This window comes from Afipia massiliensis (assembly GCF_014203115.1).
GTDB classification, from domain to species: Bacteria; Pseudomonadota; Alphaproteobacteria; order Rhizobiales; family Xanthobacteraceae; genus Afipia; species Afipia massiliensis.
In genome coordinates, this window is sequence record NZ_JACHIJ010000006.1 from 239,993 (window position 1) to 261,413 (window position 21,421).

Annotated in this window: 18 protein-coding genes; 12 read left to right on the plus strand and 6 right to left on the minus strand. The window is 63.3% G+C overall.

What is annotated here, in order from left to right:
- Nucleotides 1-69 precede the first annotated feature (69 nt).
- Nucleotides 70-519, plus strand: coding sequence for a c-type cytochrome (locus tag HNQ36_RS20710; RefSeq protein ID WP_184088238.1), 450 nt, complete (start codon nucleotides 70-72; stop codon nucleotides 517-519).
- A 76-nt stretch (nucleotides 520-595) separates the two neighbouring features.
- Here the strand turns inward: HNQ36_RS20710 and HNQ36_RS20715 are convergent, their stop codons facing one another.
- Nucleotides 596-1,021: a CHRD domain-containing protein gene (locus HNQ36_RS20715; RefSeq protein ID WP_184088240.1), complete on the minus strand. Its 426-nt coding sequence runs from the start codon at nucleotides 1,019-1,021 to the stop codon at nucleotides 596-598.
- 99 nt (nucleotides 1,022-1,120) lie between these two features.
- Here HNQ36_RS20715 and HNQ36_RS20720 point away from each other — a divergent pair, with 99 nt between their 5' ends.
- Nucleotides 1,121-2,038 (plus strand): c-type cytochrome, encoded by a 918-nt coding sequence (locus tag HNQ36_RS20720; protein ID WP_184088242.1) that lies wholly within the window; start codon nucleotides 1,121-1,123, stop codon nucleotides 2,036-2,038.
- Between the two features lie 134 nt (nucleotides 2,039-2,172).
- A complete protein-coding gene (locus HNQ36_RS20725; protein ID WP_184088245.1) occupies nucleotides 2,173-3,150 on the plus strand; it encodes a DMT family transporter in 978 nt (325 codons plus the stop codon).
- Between the two features lie 61 nt (nucleotides 3,151-3,211).
- Here the strand turns inward: HNQ36_RS20725 and HNQ36_RS20730 are convergent, their stop codons facing one another.
- Complete coding sequence (locus HNQ36_RS20730; protein WP_046827096.1) at nucleotides 3,212-3,454, minus strand: Lrp/AsnC ligand binding domain-containing protein; 243 nt, start codon at nucleotides 3,452-3,454, stop codon at nucleotides 3,212-3,214.
- A 143-nt stretch (nucleotides 3,455-3,597) separates the two neighbouring features.
- On the opposite strand from HNQ36_RS20730, the gene thiD reads away from it, so the two are divergent.
- The 5 genes from thiD to HNQ36_RS20755 all read left to right on the plus strand — a co-directional run bounded on the left by thiD (nucleotide 3,598) and on the right by HNQ36_RS20755 (nucleotide 8,309).
- Entirely contained in the window at nucleotides 3,598-4,401 is an 804-nt protein-coding gene (thiD, locus tag HNQ36_RS20735) for a bifunctional hydroxymethylpyrimidine kinase/phosphomethylpyrimidine kinase (protein ID WP_184088247.1), read from the plus strand.
- A 264-nt stretch (nucleotides 4,402-4,665) separates the two neighbouring features.
- A complete protein-coding gene (locus HNQ36_RS20740; protein WP_184088249.1) occupies nucleotides 4,666-5,325 on the plus strand; it encodes a class I SAM-dependent methyltransferase in 660 nt (219 codons plus the stop codon).
- Between the two features lie 57 nt (nucleotides 5,326-5,382).
- Complete coding sequence (locus tag HNQ36_RS20745) at nucleotides 5,383-6,180, plus strand: UDP-2,3-diacylglucosamine diphosphatase (RefSeq protein ID WP_184088251.1); 798 nt, start codon at nucleotides 5,383-5,385, stop codon at nucleotides 6,178-6,180.
- The gene (locus tag HNQ36_RS20750; protein ID WP_184088417.1) at nucleotides 6,180-7,253 is read left to right on the plus strand and encodes a glycosyltransferase family 4 protein; all 1,074 of its coding nucleotides are present in this window, start codon (nucleotides 6,180-6,182) and stop codon (nucleotides 7,251-7,253) included. Before HNQ36_RS20745 ends, HNQ36_RS20750 begins: the two co-directional genes overlap by 1 nt.
- A 75-nt stretch (nucleotides 7,254-7,328) precedes the next feature.
- Nucleotides 7,329-8,309, plus strand: coding sequence for a threonine/serine dehydratase family protein (locus tag HNQ36_RS20755; protein ID WP_184088253.1), 981 nt, complete (start codon nucleotides 7,329-7,331; stop codon nucleotides 8,307-8,309).
- Nucleotides 8,310-8,367: 58 nt separating this feature from the next.
- On the opposite strand, the gene HNQ36_RS20760 is transcribed toward HNQ36_RS20755, so the two are convergent.
- A complete protein-coding gene (locus HNQ36_RS20760; protein ID WP_184088255.1) occupies nucleotides 8,368-9,432 on the minus strand; it encodes a hypothetical protein in 1,065 nt (354 codons plus the stop codon).
- A gap of 190 nt (nucleotides 9,433-9,622) precedes the next feature.
- On the opposite strand from HNQ36_RS20760, the gene HNQ36_RS20765 reads away from it, so the two are divergent.
- Nucleotides 9,623-10,756: an MFS transporter gene (locus HNQ36_RS20765; RefSeq protein ID WP_246395471.1), complete on the plus strand. Its 1,134-nt coding sequence runs from the start codon at nucleotides 9,623-9,625 to the stop codon at nucleotides 10,754-10,756.
- On the opposite strand, the gene dgcA is transcribed toward HNQ36_RS20765, so the two are convergent.
- Nucleotides 10,753-11,757: an N-acetyl-D-Glu racemase DgcA gene (dgcA, locus tag HNQ36_RS20770; protein WP_184088260.1), complete on the minus strand. Its 1,005-nt coding sequence runs from the start codon at nucleotides 11,755-11,757 to the stop codon at nucleotides 10,753-10,755. The two genes, HNQ36_RS20765 and dgcA, sit on opposite strands and share 4 nt — an antisense overlap.
- Before the next feature lie 137 nt (nucleotides 11,758-11,894).
- On the opposite strand from dgcA, the gene HNQ36_RS20775 reads away from it, so the two are divergent.
- From HNQ36_RS20775 to HNQ36_RS20785, 3 genes are read left to right on the plus strand one after another with little or no spacing between them, the layout of a single operon-like run.
- Nucleotides 11,895-13,028 carry an ABC transporter permease gene (locus tag HNQ36_RS20775; RefSeq protein ID WP_184088263.1) on the plus strand — a complete coding sequence of 378 codons (1,134 nt, stop codon included), beginning with the start codon at nucleotides 11,895-11,897 and terminating at the stop codon, nucleotides 13,026-13,028.
- A 10-nt stretch (nucleotides 13,029-13,038) separates the two neighbouring features.
- On the plus strand, nucleotides 13,039-13,809 hold the full coding sequence (locus HNQ36_RS20780; protein WP_184088265.1) for an ABC transporter ATP-binding protein: 771 nt from the start codon (nucleotides 13,039-13,041) through the stop codon (nucleotides 13,807-13,809).
- A gap of 27 nt (nucleotides 13,810-13,836) precedes the next feature.
- On the plus strand, nucleotides 13,837-14,673 hold the full coding sequence (locus HNQ36_RS20785; RefSeq protein WP_184088267.1) for an MlaD family protein: 837 nt from the start codon (nucleotides 13,837-13,839) through the stop codon (nucleotides 14,671-14,673).
- 302 nt (nucleotides 14,674-14,975) lie between these two features.
- Here HNQ36_RS20785 and HNQ36_RS20790 read toward each other — a convergent pair whose 3' ends face one another.
- Together HNQ36_RS20790 and HNQ36_RS20795 are read right to left on the minus strand one after the other, a co-directional pair.
- Nucleotides 14,976-15,347: a hypothetical protein gene (locus HNQ36_RS20790; RefSeq protein ID WP_184088269.1), complete on the minus strand. Its 372-nt coding sequence runs from the start codon at nucleotides 15,345-15,347 to the stop codon at nucleotides 14,976-14,978.
- A 710-nt stretch (nucleotides 15,348-16,057) separates the two neighbouring features.
- Complete coding sequence (locus HNQ36_RS20795; RefSeq protein ID WP_184088271.1) at nucleotides 16,058-21,196, minus strand: apolipoprotein A-IV repeat region-like domain-containing protein; 5,139 nt, start codon at nucleotides 21,194-21,196, stop codon at nucleotides 16,058-16,060.
- Nucleotides 21,197-21,421: the final 225 nt, after the last annotated feature.

Consider the following 21,421-nt stretch of genomic DNA (forward strand, 5'->3'; position numbering starts at 1 on the left):
GGGAATGTTCGATTCCGTCAATTTTTCGAATGAAGGCGTTGTTTTCAAAACTCAAGGAGGAAATACCGAATGAGGCGTTCTGTTCTCGTAGCCGCTGCGATATTGCTGGGTGCGACCGCTGTTGTTGCTCAGCAGGCAGAGATCGAGCAAAGCCATGCGCTGATGAAAGCGAACGGCAAGAACCTGGGCGGCGTTCTCAGTCCGATGGCGAGAGGCGACAAGCCCTACGATCAGGCGGCTATCAATGCAGCGCTGACGCAGCTTGATGAGACGGCCAAAAAACTCCCCTCGCTCTATCCCGCAAGCGTCAAGGCTGTGAAGCAAACCAGCGAGTACACTCCGTCTCCCAAGATATGGGACGACAGGCCTGGATTTGACGCGGCTATCGCAGCCTTCGGCAAGGCCGTGACCGAGGCGAAAGGCAAGATCAAGGATGTGGACAGTCTGAAGGCGACGCTGCCGACAATCGGCAAGTCATGCTCGGGCTGTCACGAGACATTCCGCGTGAAGAACAGCTGATTTCAGATCACTCACGACAATTTTAAGGGGCGGGTGCCAGTGGCGCCCGCCCTTGTTTTGAACCCAGAGTGATCCGTTACTTGGTGACCTGTCCGCGAATTTCGCCACCTGGATGCGCGGCGGTATGAATGTTGATGTAGTACTTCCCGGCCAGCAGGTCGGCGGCCTGCGCGTCGGTCAAGGTCGCACTGCCCTCGGCACCGCTGGCGGCGTCCTTGAAGGGAACGGCGACCGGGCCGTTCTTGCCGGCTTCGGCGAGGTGAAAATGCGCCATGGTCGCCGGTCCCGTGAGACCGGAATAGGTAACCTTCCAGGTCAGCATTTTGGTCGCGGTATCGAAGCCAACATCGGCTGTACCCTTGCCGGGACTGGTGACCGCGGGGACTTGGGCCGCGCTGGTCAGATCCACTTTCATGGTCATCTTTTCGGCGAATGCCGGTCCGCCAAGTGCGATGCACGCGCCTGCGACAAGGGTGACAACCGCAAATCTTTTGCTGTTCATCGTTTTCTCCCATAGTTTCCGGACTGCCAATACCGATTGAACACTGGCCGCGGCCGTTTAGTTCCTGACCATTTCTGGTTACTTCCATTGGGGGCGCTTATGTTTCGGAAGCTTTTCCTGCTGGCGGTTCTTGCTCTGATCGCCGGCGTGGGAGTTTTCTGGTTCGTCACCATTCCGGCGGTGGTGTCCGCCCAGGCCTTGCCGGCTTACTCACCCAACGTGGCCAACGGTCAGATAGTGTTCAATGCTGGCGGATGCGCGTCGTGTCATGGGGTGACTGGTGAACCGCGTACCATGCTCGGCGGGGGACTGGCCCTTCCGTCGCCGTTCGGCACCTTCCATGTCCCGAACATTTCGCCGCACAAGCAAAACGGCATCGGTGACTGGACCGAGGCGAACTTTGTCACCGCGATGAAGTACGGCACCTCGCCGGCCGGGACGCATTACTTTCCGTCGTTTCCCTACGGCTCCTACCGGCTCGCGACCGACAACGACATCCGCGACCTGTTCGCCTACATCAAAACCTTGCCGCCGCTCTCCGGCCGTCCGCGTCCTCACGACGTGAACTTTCCGTTCAACATCCGCCGCCTCGTGGGCGGATGGAAATTCTTATTTCTGGACGACAAGCCGTTCACCCCGGATCCCAAGCAATCCGCTGCGTGGAATCGCGGTGCTTATCTGGTCAACGGCCTCGGCCATTGCGCCGAATGTCACAGCCCCCGCAATTTCCTCGGCGGCATCGTGTCGTCGCAGCGCTTTGCCGGCGGCCCGAATCCTGAAGGTGAGGGTTGGGTTCCGAACATCACCCAGAAGGGCCTCAAGGACTGGACGGAAAAGGAAATCGCCTGGTTCCTCAAGACCGGCGAACTGCCCGACGGCGACACCGCCGGTGGCTCGATGGCGCGCGTCATCAAGAACACCTCGGAATTGAACGACGAGGATCGTGCGGCGATGGCCGCCTATCTCAAGTCCTTGCCCGCCGTGGATGGCCCGGCGCGGCCTAAAAAGAAGACCTGAGCGCCGGATTGTTCCAGTCGGGAGCCGGCCTGCCTGCATGGCCGGTCAACAAGCCATGTTGAGAGCGGGGTTTTCCGGGTTGCCGCCGCGTGCTTTGTCGGGCCGCAATTGCCGCAGGATTCGCGCTTTTCTCCATGAATATCGTCAAAGCCGTTTCGTTCAAGGTCGCCAGCACGCTGATGTTCGCCGTCATGGGTGCGCAGGTGCGCTATCTGGGCGGAGCCTATCCGGAAGGGCAGGTGGCATTCTTCCGTTCGATGTTCGCGCTGATCCCGATCCTGATCGTGTTCGGCTGGCGCGGGCAGCTCAAGGGTGCCCTGCGGACGCAGCGCCCATCGGACCACCTGCTGCGCGGCGTCTTCAGTGTCGTCGGCACCTTCTGCACCTTTGCGGCGCTGGCGCGAATTCCGATCGCTGACTTCACCGCAATCGCGTTTGCGTCTCCGCTCATTACCGTGATTTTCGCCGCGATATTCCTGAAGGAAAAGGTTCACGCCTATCGCTGGTCGGCGGTCGCCTTCGGTTTTTGCGGCGTCATCCTGATGCTGACGCCCTATGCGCGCGACCACGCCGCGCTCACGGCATCGATGGCGATCGGCCTTCTGTTCGCCCTGACCAACGCCTTCACGGCAGGCGGCGCATCGATCCAGATCCGGCGGCTGACGGCGACCGAGACCACTTCATCAATCGTCATCTTCATGACGCTTCTGGTCTTGCTGGTCTCCCTGCTGACCTTGCCATTCGGATGGCGCATGCCCTCCACGTGGCAGGATGTGGCTATCCTCGCCGGGATCGGCATTGCCGGTGGCCTCGGACAGATTTTCTTCACCGACAGCTATCGTTACGCGCCGGCCTCGTTCCTGGCGCCGTTCGATTACACCGCCATGCTGTGGGCGTTCATGCTTGGCTACTGGTTCTTCGGTGAGGTGCCGACGCTTTACGTTATTGTTGGCGCGGTCGTTGTCGCGAGCGCCGGAATTTTCGTGATCCTGCGTGAGCGCTATCTCGGCCTGAAGCGGCTGCGCGATACGCCGGTCGCGGCTATCGCCACCATCGCCGACGGCGAGGAAGATCCCGACGCGCCGGTGTCAGGGACAGCCAAGGCAGCGTGATACGGCATGATCCCGAAAAGTGGGCACCGGTTTTCGGATCAGATCATGCCCCGCAAGACTCTTACGCCCCAAACGCCTTGAACGTGATGATGGTGTAGGTGTCCTGGATGCCGGGGATGACCTGGACCTTCTCGTTGACGAAATGGCCGATGTCAGTGGCGCTGTCGACGTAGAACTTGACCAGCAGATCGTAGTCCCCCGCCGTCGAGTAGATTTCCGAGGCGATTTCGGCCTCGGCGATCGCATTGGCGACCGCATAGGACTGGCCCAGCTTGCATTTGATCTGGACAAAGAAGGGGACCATCGCTGTCTCTCCGGCAAAGCAGTATTGCGTCTTCTGAAGCGCAATAGAGCCAAATCCGGCCACGGTGGCAACCCGGCTTGCTGGAGTTTATTCAGCGGGTTAGAGCAGGGTGCGAGAGACACTGAATGTCCCATGAGACTGCCATGAGCATACCGATTGCGCTCACCATTGCCGGCTCGGATTCGAGCGGAGGCGCCGGGATTCAGGCCGATCTCAAGACGTTCGCTGCCTGCGGCGTTTATGGCGCGTCCGTGATTACCGCGCTGACGGCGCAGAATACGAAAGGCGTGACCGGCATCCATGATGTCCCGGCCGACTTCATCACCGCGCAAATCGATGCAGTGTTCGCCGATCTCGATGTGAAGGCCGTCAAGATCGGCATGGTCGCTCGCCATGAGGCGATCGAAGTAATAGCGGCAAGTCTCGACCGCTGGGCGCCAAAGCACGTCGTACTCGATCCGGTGATGGTCGCGACATCGGGCGACCGGTTGCTGTCGTCCGATGCGGTCGATGCCCTGCGCACCAAACTCTTTCCGCGCTGTGGCCTGATCACGCCGAACCTGCCGGAGGCCGCGGCGCTGCTCAACGAGGCCATTGCCGAGAGCGAGGCGGACATCGAGGCTCAGGGCCGGCGGCTGCTGGCGATGGGCTGTCCCGCCGTCCTGATCAAGGGCGGTCATGGAACCGGTCCCGAGAGCACCGACTATCTGATCGACAACAACTCGGTCATCCGGCTGGCCGCGCCGCGCATCGCAACCAGTAACACCCACGGAACGGGCTGCTCGCTGTCATCGGCCATCGCGGCGGGCCTTGCCAAGGGCAATGGACTTGAAGCCGCGGTTCGGGATGCCAAGGCGTATATCAGTGCCGCCATCGCCGCGGCGGACCGGCTTGATGTCGGTCACGGCCACGGGCCGATCCATCACTTCCACGCCTTCGACACTTAGAGCCGGATGAATTCCCGGCGTCATCGGGATTTCTCCGCAACCGTCATTGCGAGGAGCGTTTGCGACGAAGCAATCCAGTTCTTCCTTGTGGCTCTGGATTGCTTCGCTTCGCTCGCAATGACGTCCAGAGGCAACTCAATCTCAATTCATTCCGGCCTTGACGCGACAAGCTGCCGCGCGTGTCGCCTGTTTGTCGTACTCCGCTGGTAATCGCCAATAAGCGAATAGGAAATCTGATTCCTCAGACCGCTTATTGGAACCAAAATGAGTTCGACCGATCTCGACAAATCCATTGTTGAAACCGCTTACGCGCGCTGGGCGCCGATCTATGACGCCGTGTGCGGCCCTGTCATGGTGAAGGGCCGGCGCGCAGCTGCTGCGGCAGCACGGGCCACCGGCGGCAAGATTCTTGAGGTCGGCGTCGGCACAGGGTTGTCGTTCGACGACTACGACAACAGCACCGAGATCACCGGCATCGACATGAGCGCGCCGATGCTCGATAAGGCGCGCGCGAAAATGGCGAGCGGAAAGCATCCGTTCGTCAAGGCGGTGCACCAGATGGACGCGCACCAGATGACGTTCGCGGATGCGACCTTCGATTGCGTGGTGGCGCAGTTCGTCATCACGCTGGTCGCCAATCCCGAGCAGGTGCTGTCCGAATGCCACCGCGTGGTGAAGCCGGGCGGGCGCATCATCCTCGTGAACCACCTCTATTCGGAAGTCGGTGTTGCGGCTGCTGTCGAGCGCTGGGCCGCGCAGAAAACCCGCGCGCTGGGTCTGCGCCCCGAATTCCCCTTCGCGCGGCTGCAGGCCTGGGCGCAATCAAATGCAAGCACGACGCTCGTGGAGCGGCGCAAAGTTGCGCCGTTCGGCATCTACACGCTGGTTTGTTTCGAGCGGACTCTCGGTTCGCAGGCGGCGTGATCTGTCATCACGCTGTCATGAGATTTTGATACGTGCTCGCGCATGGAAAGACAGGCTATGAGCGATAGTAGTCCAGAACGACGCTTTCGCACTTTGTTTATCTCCGATGTCCACCTCGGAGCCCGCGGTTCGCAAGCTGACCGCCTTCTTGATTTTCTCCGCTGTCACGACGCCGACACGATTTATCTTGTCGGCGACATCATTGACGGATGGGCGTTGAAGTCGTCTTGGCACTGGCCGCAATCCCACAACGACTTCGTCCAGAAGATGCTGCGCAGGGTCCGCAAGGGTGCACGCGTGATCTACATCCCCGGCAACCACGATGAATTCCTGCGTTCCTATTACGGCACGCATTTCGGCGGCGTCGAAGTCGTCGAGGATGCGATTCACGAGGGTGCGGACGGCAAGCGCTATCTCGTCATTCATGGCGACATTTTCGACCTCGTCGTTCAGAACGCGCGCTGGCTCGCGCACCTTGGCGACAAGGCCTACGACTTCGCCATTCAACTGAACCGGCTGGTCAACGCGTTCCGGAAGCTGTTCGGCGTGCCGTACTGGTCGCTGTCGCAGTGGGCCAAGCAAAAGGTGAAGAACGCGGTCAACTACATCGGCGCGTTCGAGCAGACGCTGGCCGGTGAAGCCAAGCGCCACGGCGCGGACGGCGTGATCTGCGGCCACATTCACTACGCGACGATCCGCGACGAGAACGGCATCCGCTACATGAATTGCGGCGACTGGGTCGAGAGCTGCACCGCGCTGGTGGAGCACGAGGATGGCCGTTTCGAAATCCTGACATGGACCGATCCGCTGCGCCGTTCTCAGCCGGTGCCTCGCGTCACGGCGCAGGCGGCCTGATGCGCATCCTGATCGCAACGGACGCCTGGCACCCGCAAGTCAACGGCGTGGTGCGGACGCTCACCAAGATGGCGGAAGCTGCCGCCGAGATGGGCGTCGATGTCGAGTTCCTGACGCCGCAATCGTTTCGAACCATTGCGCTCCCAAGCTACGCCGATCTGCATGTCGCGCTGCCAAGTCCAGGCAAGATCGCGCGCATGATCGAAGAGGCGCAGCCCGATTACATCCACATCGCGACTGAAGGCCCGATCGGAATTCTGGCGCGGCGCTATTGCCAGAAGAACAAGGTGCCGTTCACGACGAGTTTCCACACCCGTTTCCCCGAGTATGTCTCCGCGCGGTTTCCAATCCCCGAGTCATGGGTCTGGGCAGCATTGCGCTACTTTCACGGCACCAGCGATGCGGTGATGGCGGCGACGCCGGCGCTTGCGGATGAATTGCGCGGGCGCGGCTTCCGCAATGTCGTGCTGTGGTCGCGCGGCGTGGATGCTCAACTGTTCCGGCCGCGCGATTTCGATCTCGCTTTGCCGCGTCCGGTGTTTCTCTCGGTTGGCCGCGTCGCCGTCGAGAAAAATCTGGAAGCGTTTCTGGAACTGGATTTGCCCGGCACCAAGGTTGTGGTCGGCGACGGTCCAGCCAGGGCCGAGCTCGAGCGCAAATATCCCGACGCGGTGTTTCTCGGCACCATGCAGGGGGAGACTCTTGCGGATACTTATTCCGCGGCCGACGCGTTCGTGTTTCCGAGCAAGACCGACACCTTCGGTCTGGTGCTGCTTGAGGCGCTGGCCAGCGGCGTTCCTGTCGCGGCACTGCCGGTATCCGGCCCCCTCGACGTGATCGGCGATGCGCCGGTCGGCGTGCTGAACAACGATCTGCGTGCGGCTTGTCTGGCGGCGCTGGACATTCCGCGCGAAGCCTGCCGCGATTTTGCCGCGTCCCGAAGCTGGGGTGCCTGCGCTCAGGCCTTTATCGACAACGTGACGCGCGAGCGTCCGCCTCAGGTCAAGCGGCGCTGGCGGCGGCGTCTGGCCCGGCGGCTCCGGTTGACGTCGGAGTCCGTTCCCACGGCCTGATCCCGCATGGCGGCTGTTCTCTGGTCTGGTGGCTCGCGATCTTGCCCGAACGCACCGGCGCGCTATACATGCGCCATGACCTCTCTCGTTCTCCCCACAAATGCCGATATCGAAGCCGCCGCGCGCGTTCTCGCGCCTGTCGCGGTGCGAACCCGCCTCGTGACATCTCCGGCGCTCGACGCGCTCACGGGCGCGCGGGTGTTTCTCAAGCCGGAAGTGCTGCAGCGAACAGGTTCGTTCAAGTTTCGCGGGGCGTTCAACAAGCTGTCGTCGATTCCGGAAGCATCGAGAAAAGCGGGCGTTGTGGCGTTCTCGTCGGGCAATCACGCGCAGGGCGTCGCGGCTGCGGCGCAGCTCCTGAGCATGCCGGCGGTGATCGTGATGCCGTCCGATGCGCCGGTCTCCAAGATCGAGCGCACCAAAAGCTATGGCGCAGAAGTCGTTCCGTATGACCGCGACAAGGAAGACCGCGATGCCATCGCGCGCGATCTGGCAAGCAAGCGCGGCGCAACGGTCGTTCCGCCTTACGACGATCCGTGGGTGATCGCGGGGCAGGGCACGGTCGGCCGCGAGATCGCGGAGGACTTCGCGGCGTTCGGGCTCGTGCCTGACCTCGTGTCCGCGCCTGCGTCCGGCGGCGGACTGATGGCGGGCATTGCGCTCGCGACAAAAGCGAAGTTTCCGAATGCCGGTCTGATGACCGTCGAGCCCTACGGTTTCGACGATCACGCCCGGTCGTTCAGCGCCGGTGAACGTCAGCCGCACCGCGCAGTGGGTCGCACCATTTGCGATGCGCTGATGGCTTCAATTCCCGGCGAGATTACCTTCGCCGTCAACGAGAAGAATGGAGTGAAGGGCGTCACGGCAACCGACGATGAAGTTGCTAAGGCCGTCGCGTTTGCGTTTCGCGAGTTGAAGCTCGTGGTCGAGCCGGGTGGTGCCGTCGCGCTCGCCGCACTTCTGGCGGGACATATCGATGCCAGGGGCAAGACGATTGCGATCGTGCTGTCCGGCGGCAATGTCGATGCGGATCTCTACGCGAAGCTCATTCAGTAGGCGTCACAATCCGGTCTTTTGCTTGCCTTTTGCGCCGAAGACCGCCGCAGTTTCGCCTTTAGCTGAAAAACGCGATTTTCTCGGCCTGGCTCATGCGCCTGATGGGCGCGAGCGGATCGCTGCGCGGCGAAACCGGCCTTGCGATAATCCCGCTGGCGATCAGGCTTGCACCGAGCGAGGTGGGCGCGGACGCCGTGGCCTCGATCTCAGGCTCGATTGCAAGAACGGCAGGCTGAACAACAGCGGGCTCAATTTCAAGAACAGGCTCCGGTGCCGCTTCCGGCACGATAGTCAGATGCACGGCCCTAACGGGCTCCGGCCCTTCATCCACTTCGATCGTCGCCCCAACCATCTCCATCGGCTGGATGTCTTCCGCCAGCATAACCGTTTCGGGTACGGCTTCCGGCGACGGCTCTTCCGAAGCCGCGACTGTGACGTCGAACAGTTCGTCATCCAGGGCGGCGATCTGCAGTTCGCTGGGCGTTTCCACAGGCGCCGGACTGAAATCGACGACATGGACTGTCGCAACGGGCTCGACCTCGGCGTGCGGCTCCACCGCGGATGGGGCAATGGCCTCGATGTCGCGCGCTGCCTCGTCGAAGGCCCGCAGAACGTCGTCGCGAAGGCCTGCTGCGGCAGCGTGATCGCAGGCGGCGTTGATCGCATCGACCTGAGACTCGAGCAGGGAACAGATGCGGCCGTCCGCGCCGGATTCGCGCAGTCCCCAAGCGATCTCGCGGATCACCCGCGCGCATTTGCGTGACGGCGCCAGCGCGTCCGTCAAAGCCTGACCGTCCAATGCCGCGGAAACGCTTTCGCGGGTGGCTGCGACAATGGCCCGAACCGCAGCCATGGCTTCCGGCAACTCATTTGAAGGCTGAGCGACCGGTTCTTCTTGCGGCTGCTGTTCTTCCTTCTGAACCGCCAGCGTGCGCTCGATGCGGGCGACGGCTTCCAGCACCATGGCGGTGTCGGCGTTGCGGTTGCGCTTTGTGTATTCGTCCAGGAACCAGCGGCCGCGCGCGGTCTCCAGAAACGCTTCGCGAATAGCCTCGAAGTCCGCGTCCGTCGGAGACGTGGCGCGGGCCGAGATCGGCGACAGGGCGAAGGCTTCGTTGGCCATTAAAACCTGTAAGACTGAAATCTGCAGGACAGAAACGCGGTGACGCAATCCATACGCAAAAGCGATGTCCAGATATGCCGAACACGCGCTAAACATTCACCAACACGAACCGCAGCGAATCGCAATTCCCTTGCTCACCAGAGAATCACAAAAGCATCCGGCCGGGCAATCCGTTGCTCGCCGATTTGCCATGCGGATCAGCCTGTTTTACGCCTCGACCTTCGGCATTATCGGGGTCCATCTGCCGTTCTTCCCGATCTGGCTGAAGGCCATTGGAGTCGATGTGTCCTGGATCGGGGTGATCACGGCGGCGCCGTCGCTGTCCCGCTTCACCATCCTGCCGTTTGTGACGGCGACCGCCGAGCGTCGCCAGGTCCTGCGCGGGACGATGATCGGACTCGCGTTTGCCACGGCAACGGGTTTTGCCATTCTGGGGCTACTTCGTGACCCGCTCACCATCCTGATCGTCTATGCCGTCATCGCCTGCCTCTGGACGCCGCTCAGTCCGTTGACGGACGGCTATGCATTGAAGGGCGTGACGCGTTACGGCCTCGACTATGGGCGAATGCGGTTGTGGGGCTCGGCATCATTCGTGGTGTTCGCCCTTGTAGCGGGCCTGTTGCTGCAGAGGATCGAGGCGCAAAACCTGATCTGGATCATTGTGGCGCTGGCATTTCTCAGCGCGTTCGTCGGTCTTGGGATTGTCCCACTGAAGGCTCCGGCCGTCGAAGCGCCGCTGCAAGGCAAGACGCATAGCTTGCTAAGGTCGCCGCAATTCCTCGCGATCATTGGAGCTTCGGCACTGATCCAGGGCAGCCACGCGGCGTACTTCGGTTTTGCCTCCATTACCTGGCAGAACGCCGGGCTAGGGGGATTCACGATCGCTGTCTTGTGGTCGCTTGGGGTCATCGCCGAGATTGTTGTCTTCGCGATCTCGCCGCGCTTCACCCTGTCGCCGCAGGTCCTTGTGCTGATCGGCGCGGCGAGCGGCGTGCTGCGCTGGGTGATTACGGCGCAGGAGCCGCGGATCGAGATTCTCGCGGTGGTGCAGTTAATGCACGGCCTGACGTTCGGCATCACGCAGGTTGGCGTCGTCGCGTTGATCGTCCGCAGCGTGCCCCATCACGTTATCGCCAGCGCGCAAGGCTACATGGTGGCCACTCAGGGTGCCACCACCAGCCTCACGATGATCTGTTCGGGGCTGATCTATGCCCGGGTCGGCGAGGGCGTGTACTACGCGATGGCCGTGATGGCGCTCGCAGGCGGTCTCGTCATGGCCTTCGCGCGCAAGCGCCTCGACGCGCATCACGCGGTGATGGACTAGCCCCAGAGACCGGCGTCGGGCGGATAGACCATGCTGCCGTCATAGCGCAGGCCGTTGTCGCGGTCCTTCGCTAATAGTAACGGCCCGTCGAGATCGACCACGCGCGCTCCCTGCGCGATCATCATCGCGGGGGCCATCGCCAGCGAGGTCGCGACCATGCAGCCGACCATCAGGTCAAATCCCAGCGCCCGCGCCGCCTCGGCCATCGCCAGCGCCTCGGTGAGGCCGCCCGTCTTGTCGAGCTTGATGTTGATAGCGTCGTAGCGCTCGCGCAGGCCCCCCAGCGACGCGCGGTCGTGCACGCTTTCGTCGGCGCAGACAGCCACGGGCCGCTTGATGCGCGCCAGGGCCTGATCCTGACCCGCGGGCAGGGGCTGCTCGATCATGGTCACCCCGGCATCGGCGCAGGCCGCCAGATGCCGCTCCAGGTCGGCCTCGGTCCAGGCCTCATTGGCGTCGACGATCAGCTCGCTGGCCGGAGCGGCTTTGCGGACCGCCGCGATCCGGGCCTCGTCGCCGTCGCCGCCGAGCTTGATCTTGAGCAGCGGGCGATGGGCGGCCTTTGCAGTCGCCTCCGCCATGGCTTGCGGGGTGCCCAGCGAGATCGTGTAGGCGGTGGTCAGCGGACGCGGTTCGGGACGTCCAAGGAGGTCCCAGATACGCGTTTCAGCCACCCTGGCCTCCAGATCCCACAGCGCGCAATCGAGCGCGTTACGGGCCGCTCCGGGGCTCATCCGTGATTGCAGCGCCTGCCGGTCCAGACCGCTGCGGAACGCGTCCTGAAGGCTGAGGATGGCCGCGAGCGTTCCTTCCGGCGTCTCGTTGTAGCGGGCATAGGGAACGCACTCGCCGCGCCCGATAATGGCCTTACCATTGAGGCCCTGGCGACTTACCTCAGCCACAATCACAACGGCTTCTGTCTTGGCTCCCCGGCTGATGGCGAAGCCGCCGGCAATAGGCCAGCGCTCGATCCGGGCGGCGACAGTCAACGATGGCGTCATTTGTGAAATCGATTTTCGTGAGGGCGGACTTGCCGAGAGGCGGCAATTATGGCTCTTAGCAGCATCCCCGTACAGATTGTCGGCATCGTGGTAGGTTGTTTGATCAACCGGGCACGGGATCGACACAGGAGTTGGGCTTGAACGGCAATCCGACATTGGAGCAGGTGAACGTCGGCGCGGGTCTCGCGCTGCGCGCGACCGGCCAATGGACCGTCCACCACGCGCCGGACCTCGAAAAGATCGTCGAGGACACCGAACGGCTGACCGGCCGTCCGGCCAACATCGTGATCGACGTGTCGCAGGTCTCCAATCTCGACACCTTCGGGGCCTGGCTGATCGAACGGCTGCGCCGCAGCCTGACCCAGGGCGGCATCGAACCCAATGTGGCCGGCCTGTCCGCCAACTACGCGAGCCTCGTGAATGAGGTCCGCCAGGTGAAGTCCGGCGTCGTTCACAAGCGCCAGCGGCAAACCCTGCTTGGCATGCTTGACGGTATCGGCCGCAGCGTCGTGGACGTCGGCGGTACGCTGGTCGGCCTGATCGGTATGCTGGGGGCGATCCTCAACGCGCTGTTCCGGGTGATCCGCCACCCGACCACCTTCCGCTTCACCTCGATGATCCACCACCTTGAACAGGTGTGCTGGCGCGCGGTGCCGATCGTGGTGCTGATCACCTTCCTGATCGGCTGCATTATCGCCCAGCAGGGCATTTTCCATTTCCGCAAGTTCGGCGCCGACGTGTTCGTGGTCGACATGCTCGGCGTGCTGGTGCTGCGCGAACTCGGCGTGCTGCTGGTGGCGATCATGGTCGCCGGTCGCTCGGGCAGCGCCTACACGGCGGAACTCGGCTCGATGCGGATGCGCGAGGAAGTCGACGCGCTGCGCACCATGGGCTTCGATCCGACCGAGGTGCTGATCCTGCCGCGCATCGTCGCGCTGATCATCGCCATGCCCATTCTGGCTTTCCTCGGCGCGATGGCCGCGCTGTACGGCGGCGGTCTTGTCGCATGGGGTTACGGCGGCGTGCAGCCCGACGCGTTTCTGGTCCGCCTGAAGGAAGCGATTTCCATCAATCATTTCACGGTGGGCATGGTGAAGGCGCCGTTCATGGCGCTGGTGATCGGCGTCGTCGCCTGCGTCGAGGGCGCTGCCGTGAAAGGCAGCGCCGAGTCGCTCGGCCAGCACACCACGGCATCGGTGGTGAAATCGATTTTCTTCGTCATCGTCATGGATGGCCTGTTCGCGATCTTCTTCGCGACGATCAATATTTGAGGTGGCGACCATGGCGTCCTATTCCAACGATGCGATCATCCGTGTCCGCGACCTTACGGTGAAGCTGAACGAGAACCTCATTCTCGATCACCTCGATCTCGACGTGCGGCGCGGTGAGATTCTCGGTTTCGTCGGTGCGTCGGGCGCGGGCAAGTCGGTGCTGACCCGCACGATCATCGGCCTGATCCCGAAGCTCGCCGGCAATATCGAGGTGTTCGGCGTCGATATGGGCAAGGCGAACGAGGACCAGCGCCGCGCGGTCGAACGCCGCTGGGGCGTGCTGTTCCAGCACGGCGCGCTGTTCTCGTCGCTGAACGTACGCCAGAACATCCAGTTCCCGGTCCGCGAGTTCATGAACGTGTCCGAGCGGCTGCTCGATGAAATCGCCATCGCCAAGCTCGCCATGGTCGGCCTCAAGCCGGAAGTCGCCGACCGGTTCCCGTCGGAACTCTCGGGCGGCATGATCAAGCGCGTGGCGCTGGCCCGCGCGCTCGCGCTCGACCCGGAAATCGTGTTCCTCGACGAGCCGACCTCCGGCCTCGACCCGATCAGCGCCGGTGATTTCGATCAGCTTGTGATGACGTTGCAGCGTACTTTGGGGCTGACCGTTTTTATGGTAACCCATGATCTCGACAGCCTTAAAACGGCCTGCAACCGGATTGCAGTGTTGGGGGATCGCAAGGTTCTCTTGGTAGGCACGATGGATGACATGCTGGCCTCGCAGCATCCTTGGCTGCGGGCCTATTTTCATGGCAATCGCGCCCGGGCCGTGATCGCGTAATTATATTGCGTATTTGGAGTTAAGTTGATGGAAACAAAGGCAAATTTCGTCCTGATCGGGGCGTTCACGCTGGCGGTGGTTGCCGCGGCGTTTGGCTTTGTGTTCTGGTTCCAGAACCTTGGTGCGGCGGCTCAGCGAATCCCGCTGCGCATCGTGTTCGAGGGCGCGGCTTCCGGCCTGCGCACCGGCGGCAACGTCAACTTCAACGGCATCAAGATTGGTGAAGTCACCTCGATCAAGCTCGATGATCCAAAGCGCGTTGTCGTGATCGCCAACGTCGACAAGTCCGCGCCGATCCGCAAGGACTCGCTGGTCGGCCTCGAGTTCGCGGGTCTCACCGGCGTGTCGTCGGTGTCGCTCAAGGGCGGTTCGATCGAGGCGGGCGGCGTGCCGGTCGCCGAAGACGGCGTGCCGACGCTCACGGCCGATCCCAACGCGATCCAAGACATCGGCGAGGCGGTGCGCGGCGTATTGCAGAACGTCAACAAGCTGGTTCTCGACAACCAGGAGACCCTGCACAACAGCATGACCAACATCGAAGCGTTCTCGAAGAGCCTTGCGGCGAACTCCGCGCGCATCGACAGCATCATGGCGGGCGTCGATGGCTTGATGGGCGAGAAGGGCGAGTTGCACGCAGCCGCCAAGTCGTTCCGCGAACTCGCTGACAACCTCGACAAGCGCTCCGCCGGCCTGATCATCGACGGCCGCCGCACGCTGGCCGACATCAGCCGCGCGGTGAACAACTTCGACCGCAACCCGACCCGCGTGCTGTTCGGCGCTGGGCAAAAGGATGCCGCACCGGCCCCGCCGCCGGCTCCAACTCCGGCCCGGAACCCCGCCGATGCCCGCGCGCGGCAGCGGTAACGGCTGGTAAGCCGCTGAGTATTGGTTCGCTGCACTCAATTCACGAGTTGTCATCACTGGGCTTGTCCCGGTGATCTCGATGAGGTTTCCACGGAATCTCTCAACCGGGTCGTCCCCGCCAACGGGTCCGGCTTCGCCGGCCCGATGACAGGCTCCGGCGGGGACCCATACTCCCTAAGTTCTCGATTTGCTCCCTAAGCTCTCGATTGAGGGGCCTGCTGGAGCAGGCTTCGTACCATCATCACCTCGTTCGGTGGTTATGGGTCCCCGCCTTCGCGGGGACGACATTGAGTATGTGGCACTCAACCCGCCCAGCCACAGTTCGTCATGGCCGGGCATAGCCGTTCGAAGAACGGCGTCGCTTCCGCTCGCCTATGTCCCGGCCATCCACGTCTTTTCTTGAGATATACAGGCAAGACGTGGATCACCGGGACAAGCCCGGTGATGACGATCGTGGGTGTTGCGCTGGTGTGCATCACCTCATCATTCCAGATTCGATTTTCAAACAGCCACGCATCATCGCTCCCGCGCTTTAATTGCGCGAGGTGAGCCCTTGCCTTGCCCCTGAAACGAGGGGCATGGAGCGCCGCGAGGCGCGCCTTGTCTTGTTTCGCTTCCGGCACCGCTTGCGAGGCGATGTGTTTCCGGAAGCGCATCGCCTTGCGGCGCTCCATTGCGGGATTTTGGGCGAGGGGACCGTACTTCCGGGTGAGGACGGACGCTCTCACGTCCCGATCCGGCCGGCTTTCGCCGCCTTCATCCTCGCCGCGTCCAGCCGCGAACGGCAGAGCCACGTAGTTGGCCCGGACGGTGACCCCAGCCTCCCGGACGTGTGGTTGCGAACCACGCGCGCAGGCACCGCATCCTGCTCCGCCTCATGAGCGCCCTCGAGAAGCGCCCCTCACGAACAGGACACGCCGAACATACGAGCGGTTCGGAGAGCGGGGATTGGTATCCCCATCACGAAATGTTGCAGGCTACAGGCTCATTGTCATTTCGGAATCTCACCGCGTCGTCCCCGCGAAAGCGGGGACCCATACTCCCTAAGCCATCGATGTGGTGGAGATGCTGGAGCGATCTTCTCGCTTTTGCCACGACGCTCAGTGGTTTGGGTCCCCGCTTTCGCGGGGACGACATTGCATGTGTGGCGGGCGCTGCGCTTCCCACACTTCGTCATGGCCGGGCTTGTCCCGGCCATCCACGCCTTACTTTTGGATCAATGAGTGAAGACGTGGATCACCGGGACACGCCCGGTGATGACGGCCGAATGTGTTGAAACACTCTCGTTTCATCTTCCTGTAGCCAACAAGAAAAGCGGAGGCTTGCGCCTCCGCTTGTTGTTCGATCACTTCACCGGCCGGAGCCGATGAAATAAGTCCGAGTCTTACCCCAGCCGTCCCGCCGCGTGGGCGAGCAGGGTGTAGACAAGGCCCGTTTCCGACACGAGGTGGCTGCGCAGCGCCGCCGGTCCGCGTTCGTCGCGCGAGACTTCGTCGAGCAGCCGCTCGAACTCGTTGATGTAACGGTCCACCGTCTGCTTGAAGTTGCGGTCGGCGCGATACTTGCGGGCGACCTCGTCGAACGCCTTCTGGCCGGCAGGTGTGTAGAGCCGCTTGGAGAACGCCTTGCGTTCGCCGCGCTGATAGCGATCCCACATTTCCGCTGCGAGCTCGCGCTCCACCAGCCGGGCGATGTCGAGCGACAGCGCTTCCAGCGGATTTCCAGACTGACGCGGGGCGGCAGCGGCGCGGCCACGCGGGCCGTCGTCGGTGTCGGCGCGGTTCAGCAGATCCGACAGCCATCCGTCGCGGTCCGAAGCGGCCGGGGCGACCGACGGCGCTTCCGTGCGGCGCGGAGCCGGGTTGGCCGGACCGAATTCTGGCGGCGGCAGGCTCGATGCGCTGGTGATGTCGCGCGGGCGCGGCGCAGGGCGGGAGACCGCCTCCTGACGTCCGCCGTTGCTGGCGATCGCAAGTTCATCTTCGCGGACGCCACGGTTGCCGGTGGCAACGTCGAGACCCTTGCCGTGGCGGGCGACGATCCGGTTGAGTTCGGCGAGCGCCTCGATCTGGTCAACGATGACCTTGCGCATATGCGCCGTGCTCTCGGCGGCTTCCTGCGGCACTTCGAGCACGCCCCGGCGCAGTTCGGCGCGGGTGGCGTCGAGCTCGCTGTGCAGTTCTGAGGCCATCTGCTTCATGCTGTGCACGATGGTCGAGAACTTGTCGGCAGCCTGACGGAACATATTGTCCGCTTCGCGCGTGCCCTGGTCGTACAGTTCGGACATCGCTTCGGAGGTCTGGCGGCGTTCGTCCTCGACGGCCATGCGCACGGCTTCGAACTGGCGGCTGACTTCCGCCGAGCTGGAGCCTGCGGTCTGCGCCACGATCTGCGCGATGTCGCGCGCCCGCGTTTCGGCTGCGGCGAGCGAGTCGTCGAGCAGGTTCGTGAAGCGGGAGAGGCGATCATCGAGGTCGTGGGTCCGCAGGTCGATGTTCGAGATCAGCGATTCCAGGATGGCGTTACGGTCGGCAACGGAGTCGCCGGCGCGTTCGTTGCTCTTCTCCAACAGGGTCGCGGCCTCGGCCAGCGCGCGGCCGTGGTTCTCGAACTGCACCGAGAGGGCGTTGAGGTTCTCCAGCGCGCCTGATGTCTTGGAGGTGAAGGTTCCGAGCTGCTGCTCCAGCGTAGAGGTGGATTCGCCGTTGCGGCTGGTTACGTCGTTCATCGTCGAGACGAATTCCGCGACCCGCGTGACGAGCGTGCGCTCCAGCGAGTTGAGGTTGTCGTGCGCGCCGGTGAGCACTTCCTGCAACAGGATGTTGCCTTCGCGCAGCCGCTCGAACAGGGCAAGCGTGTCGGTGCGCAGGATCTTGCTGGTTTCCTGCAGCTCGTTGATGGTCGAGGTCGCCACCTGACGCGACTGGTCGATCGCCGCGCGCGAGGTCTGGTCGATGTCCTTCAGCGACTTGCTGACGGCGCCGATGGCGATTTCGCTGGCGGTGTTGATCTGGCGCGCCAGATCGGAGCTGTTGTTCATCATCGCGACGGTGAAGGCGCCGCCATGGTTTTCGATCGACTTGAGCGCGGAATCCGCGGCGCTGCCGATGGTGGTCGAAATCTCGGCGGCCTTGCTGCCGATGGCGTCGACCAGTGCGCTGCGCTTGCTGTCGACAAGCTGGGCGAGCTGCTCGGTGTGCTCGCGCACGCCGTCGGTGATCGCCTCGACCTTGCCGGTGAGGGTCGAGCCGAAGCGGTCGGTCGAGACAGCGATGGTGCGTTCGATCTCGGCGGAGGCCGACTTGATCTGCGCGGTCGCGCCGGTCGATGCGACGGTGAGGGTGTTCTCGGCTTCGCGGGCAGCCATCTGGATGCTGCGCTCGACATCGCCGGAGACCGTCTTGAGGCTGTTGCCGAGGTCGGTGGAGACGGCCTTGAGGCTGGTGCTGACGTCGCCGGAGACGCTGCGAAGGTGCGAGCCCACCTCGCCGGAAATATCCCGCAGATGGGTGCCGACATCGCCCGTGATGCCGCGAAGCTGCGAGCCGACCTCGTTGGAGACGGTCTTCAGCTCGGTGCTGACTTCGCTCGAGACAGCCTTGAGCTGGTTGCCGACGTCGCTGGACAGCGACAGCAGCGACTGCTGGGCGGCGCGCGCGCCTCCCTGAACCGTCGCGGTGGTATCGGCCATCAGGCCGGTCAGGATGCGCTCGGCTTCCTCGACGCGCGACTTGATCGTCAGCGACAGTTCGTCCGAGCGGGAGCCTATCGCCTCGGCGGCATGCTGGCCGCTGGTGGTGACGCGGTTGGCGGCAGCCTCGACGCGGGTATCGAGCAGGTTCTCGAACTGCGCAACGCGGGCGCTGATGTCCGAGGCGAGGGAGCTGACATTGAACTCCAGGTTGTTCTGGATGTCCTTGACGCGGACCGACACGGCGTTGGCCATGTCGTCGACGCCGCTGGTCATCAGGCTCATGACCTGCGCCCCACGGCTTTCCATCGCATCGGCGATGGTCGCGGAGCGGTTCTCGACCACGGCCACGAACGCCGCGGCGCGGCTGTCGAAGGTCTGCACCACGGATGAGGTGCGGGTGTCGACGATGTCGGCGAAGGCGGCGGTGCGGGTATCGAAGGCGTCGGAGACCGCGTTGGTTCGCGCCTCGACGATGTCTGCAAAGGCTGCGGTGCGGGTATCGAATGCCTCGGTGATCGCGGCGGTGCGGGCATCTACCACGGTGGTGAAGGCTTCCGCTCCGTTGTTGATCCGCGAGGTGATGGCGACGGTGCGCGCATCGATGAGATCGGCGAACGCGGTGGTGCGGCCGTCGATGGTGTCGGTGAAGGCGGTGGTGCGGTAGTCGATCGTTTCCTTGAACGCCGCGGTCTGGTTGCTGACCGCTTCGGTGAATTCGGCGGTGCGGGTGTCGAACGTCTTGGCGATCTCCGCGGTGTGGGTCGCCACGGTCTCGGTGAACGTGGCGGCGCGGCTGTCAAAGATCTTGCCGAGTGCGTCGGTGTGGGTGTCGAGCTTCTCGGTGAACGCCACCGCGCGGTTGTCGATCGCGTCGGTGAAGGCGCTGGTGCGCGAATCCATTACCGAGGTGAAGGACGCAGCACGGCCGCTGACCGTCTCGCCGAAGGCGGCGGCGCGAGCGTCGAACGATTCCTCGAGCGCCTTGGTGCGGCTGGTGACGGTTTCGTCCAGCGCATTGACCTTGCCGAGCAGCGAGTTGTCGAGATTGTCGATGCGGGTTTCAACCGCAGACTTGAAGCCGTCCAGGCTCTGGTCGAGCTTGGCATGAAGCTGGTCGCCATGGGTGGTGACGCGGCTGTCGAAGGTGTCGACATAGGTCTTGAGACTGTCGGCCAGGCCCTGGGTACGCTCGCCCATGCGTTCGACGATCTCGCCGCCATAGGTCTTCACGGTGCGGTCGAACTCGGCGATGTGGCGGGTGATGAGGGCGCCCAGCGTGCCGCTGTCGCGCGCGAACCGTTCCGCCAGTTCGGTACCCTGTTCTTTCACGAGGCCGTCGAACAGGCCGATCTGGTTGCTCAGCGTCTCGTGGGCGCTTTCGGTCTGGGTCATGACCTTCGCCACCAGCGTGCTGATGGTGACGTCGAGCGCTTCGCTGGCCTTGTCGCCGCTGGTCAGCACGCGATCGGCCAGCCGGTTGCCGGCTTCGTCGATCTGCTCGGAGAGGGTGGCGCCGCGCACGTCGAGTTCCGACAGCAGGGAATCGCTCGAATTCTTCATCGAGTCGAAGATGCGTTCGGTGCGGTCGACAACGCTTCGCACGATATCTTCCGAACGCGAGGCGATGCCGTCGACGATTCCGGTCGAGCGCTCCTCGAACTCGCCGGTCATCTTGTCGAGGCGCTCGTTCAGCGAGTCGTGAACGCGGTCGGCGAGGTCCGCGAATTCCTCGTGGACGTGGCCGGTCTTGAAATTGAGGCTGGCGGTCAGCTTTTCGCTGGCGTCGAGCACGGCAGCGGCGGTCTGGGTGCTGGCTTCTTCGAGGCGGTCGAGCAGGTCGCCGCCGCGCTCGCCGAGCGCAATGATCATGTTGTCGCCGGCGCTGGAGAGCGCGCGGGTGATGTGTTCGCTGCGCTCCTCGAGCGCGCCGGTGATGCTGCTGGCCACTTCATCGACGCGCGATGCGATGGCGTCGCTGATCAGGGCGATGTCCTGACGCAGATCGATCTGCACGCCGGAAATGGCGTTGCGGACCTGTTCGGCCTGGCCGACGAGGTTGTCGCGCTGAACCGCGATGTCCTGGAGCAGGGCGCGGATGCGCACTTCGTTGTCGCTGTAGGCGCGCTCAAGCGACGACACTTCGTTGGCAACGAGGGCTTCGAGTTCGCCGGCACGCGCGATCGCGCGCTCGACGCCGTCGCCCATCGCGGCGACTTCGCGGCGGATCGCCTGGCCCACTGTCACGATCGAGCCGTTGGCGACATGTTCGGGTTCGGAGAAACGCACGGCCATCTGCGCCATGGACTGCGCGATCATGCTCATTTCCTGGCTGCGCCACGCCATGCTGGCAAGGAAATAGAACAGCAGCAGCGGTGCGACGAGAACGGCGATGAGGCCGATCATCGCCAGAGCGCCGGCGCTGCCCTGGCCGGCAACCGATTCAAGCGCGGGCAGGAATGCGAAGGCGAGGAATCCGACGCCTGCGATCCACAGGCCGGAAAACAGCGTGGCGACAGTGTAGGCGTTGCGGCGCGGGCGGCCCTTCTGGATCGCCTGGAGAATGGTGCCGATGGTCTCGCGGTCGTCGTTCGCGGGAAGGCGGTCGAAGGCGGGAGCGCCGAGATCGTCGGCCGGCTGGCGCAGATCAGAGCCACGGTTGTCAGAACCACGGCTGTCAGGGCCGCGGGTGGCGGAGCCGAGCGAGGGTTCGTTGCGCAAGTGATTGTCCCGGCCGTTGTCGGTCTCAGGCAGGTCGCCGATGTTCAGAGCTTCCTGGATCGCCGAGAGAGCGACTTCGGTTGGATCCTTGACCTTCGGATTTTTTGCCATGTGTCCCGCACGCCTTTATTTTTTACGCATCCGCAGTGGCACCACGGCAGAGGCCGCGCGCCTTCGAATGTTCCCCGATACCGTCGGCCGAAACGAAGTTACGTCGCCGATTTGTCCCGCCGGTTGTCCCGCACTTCCGCAAACATCCTATTGGCTCGGTCGGTCGAATGAAATGGCAGGAGTTAATAGATTTTTAATCATCGTTAACGGCGCAAGGGTTAACAC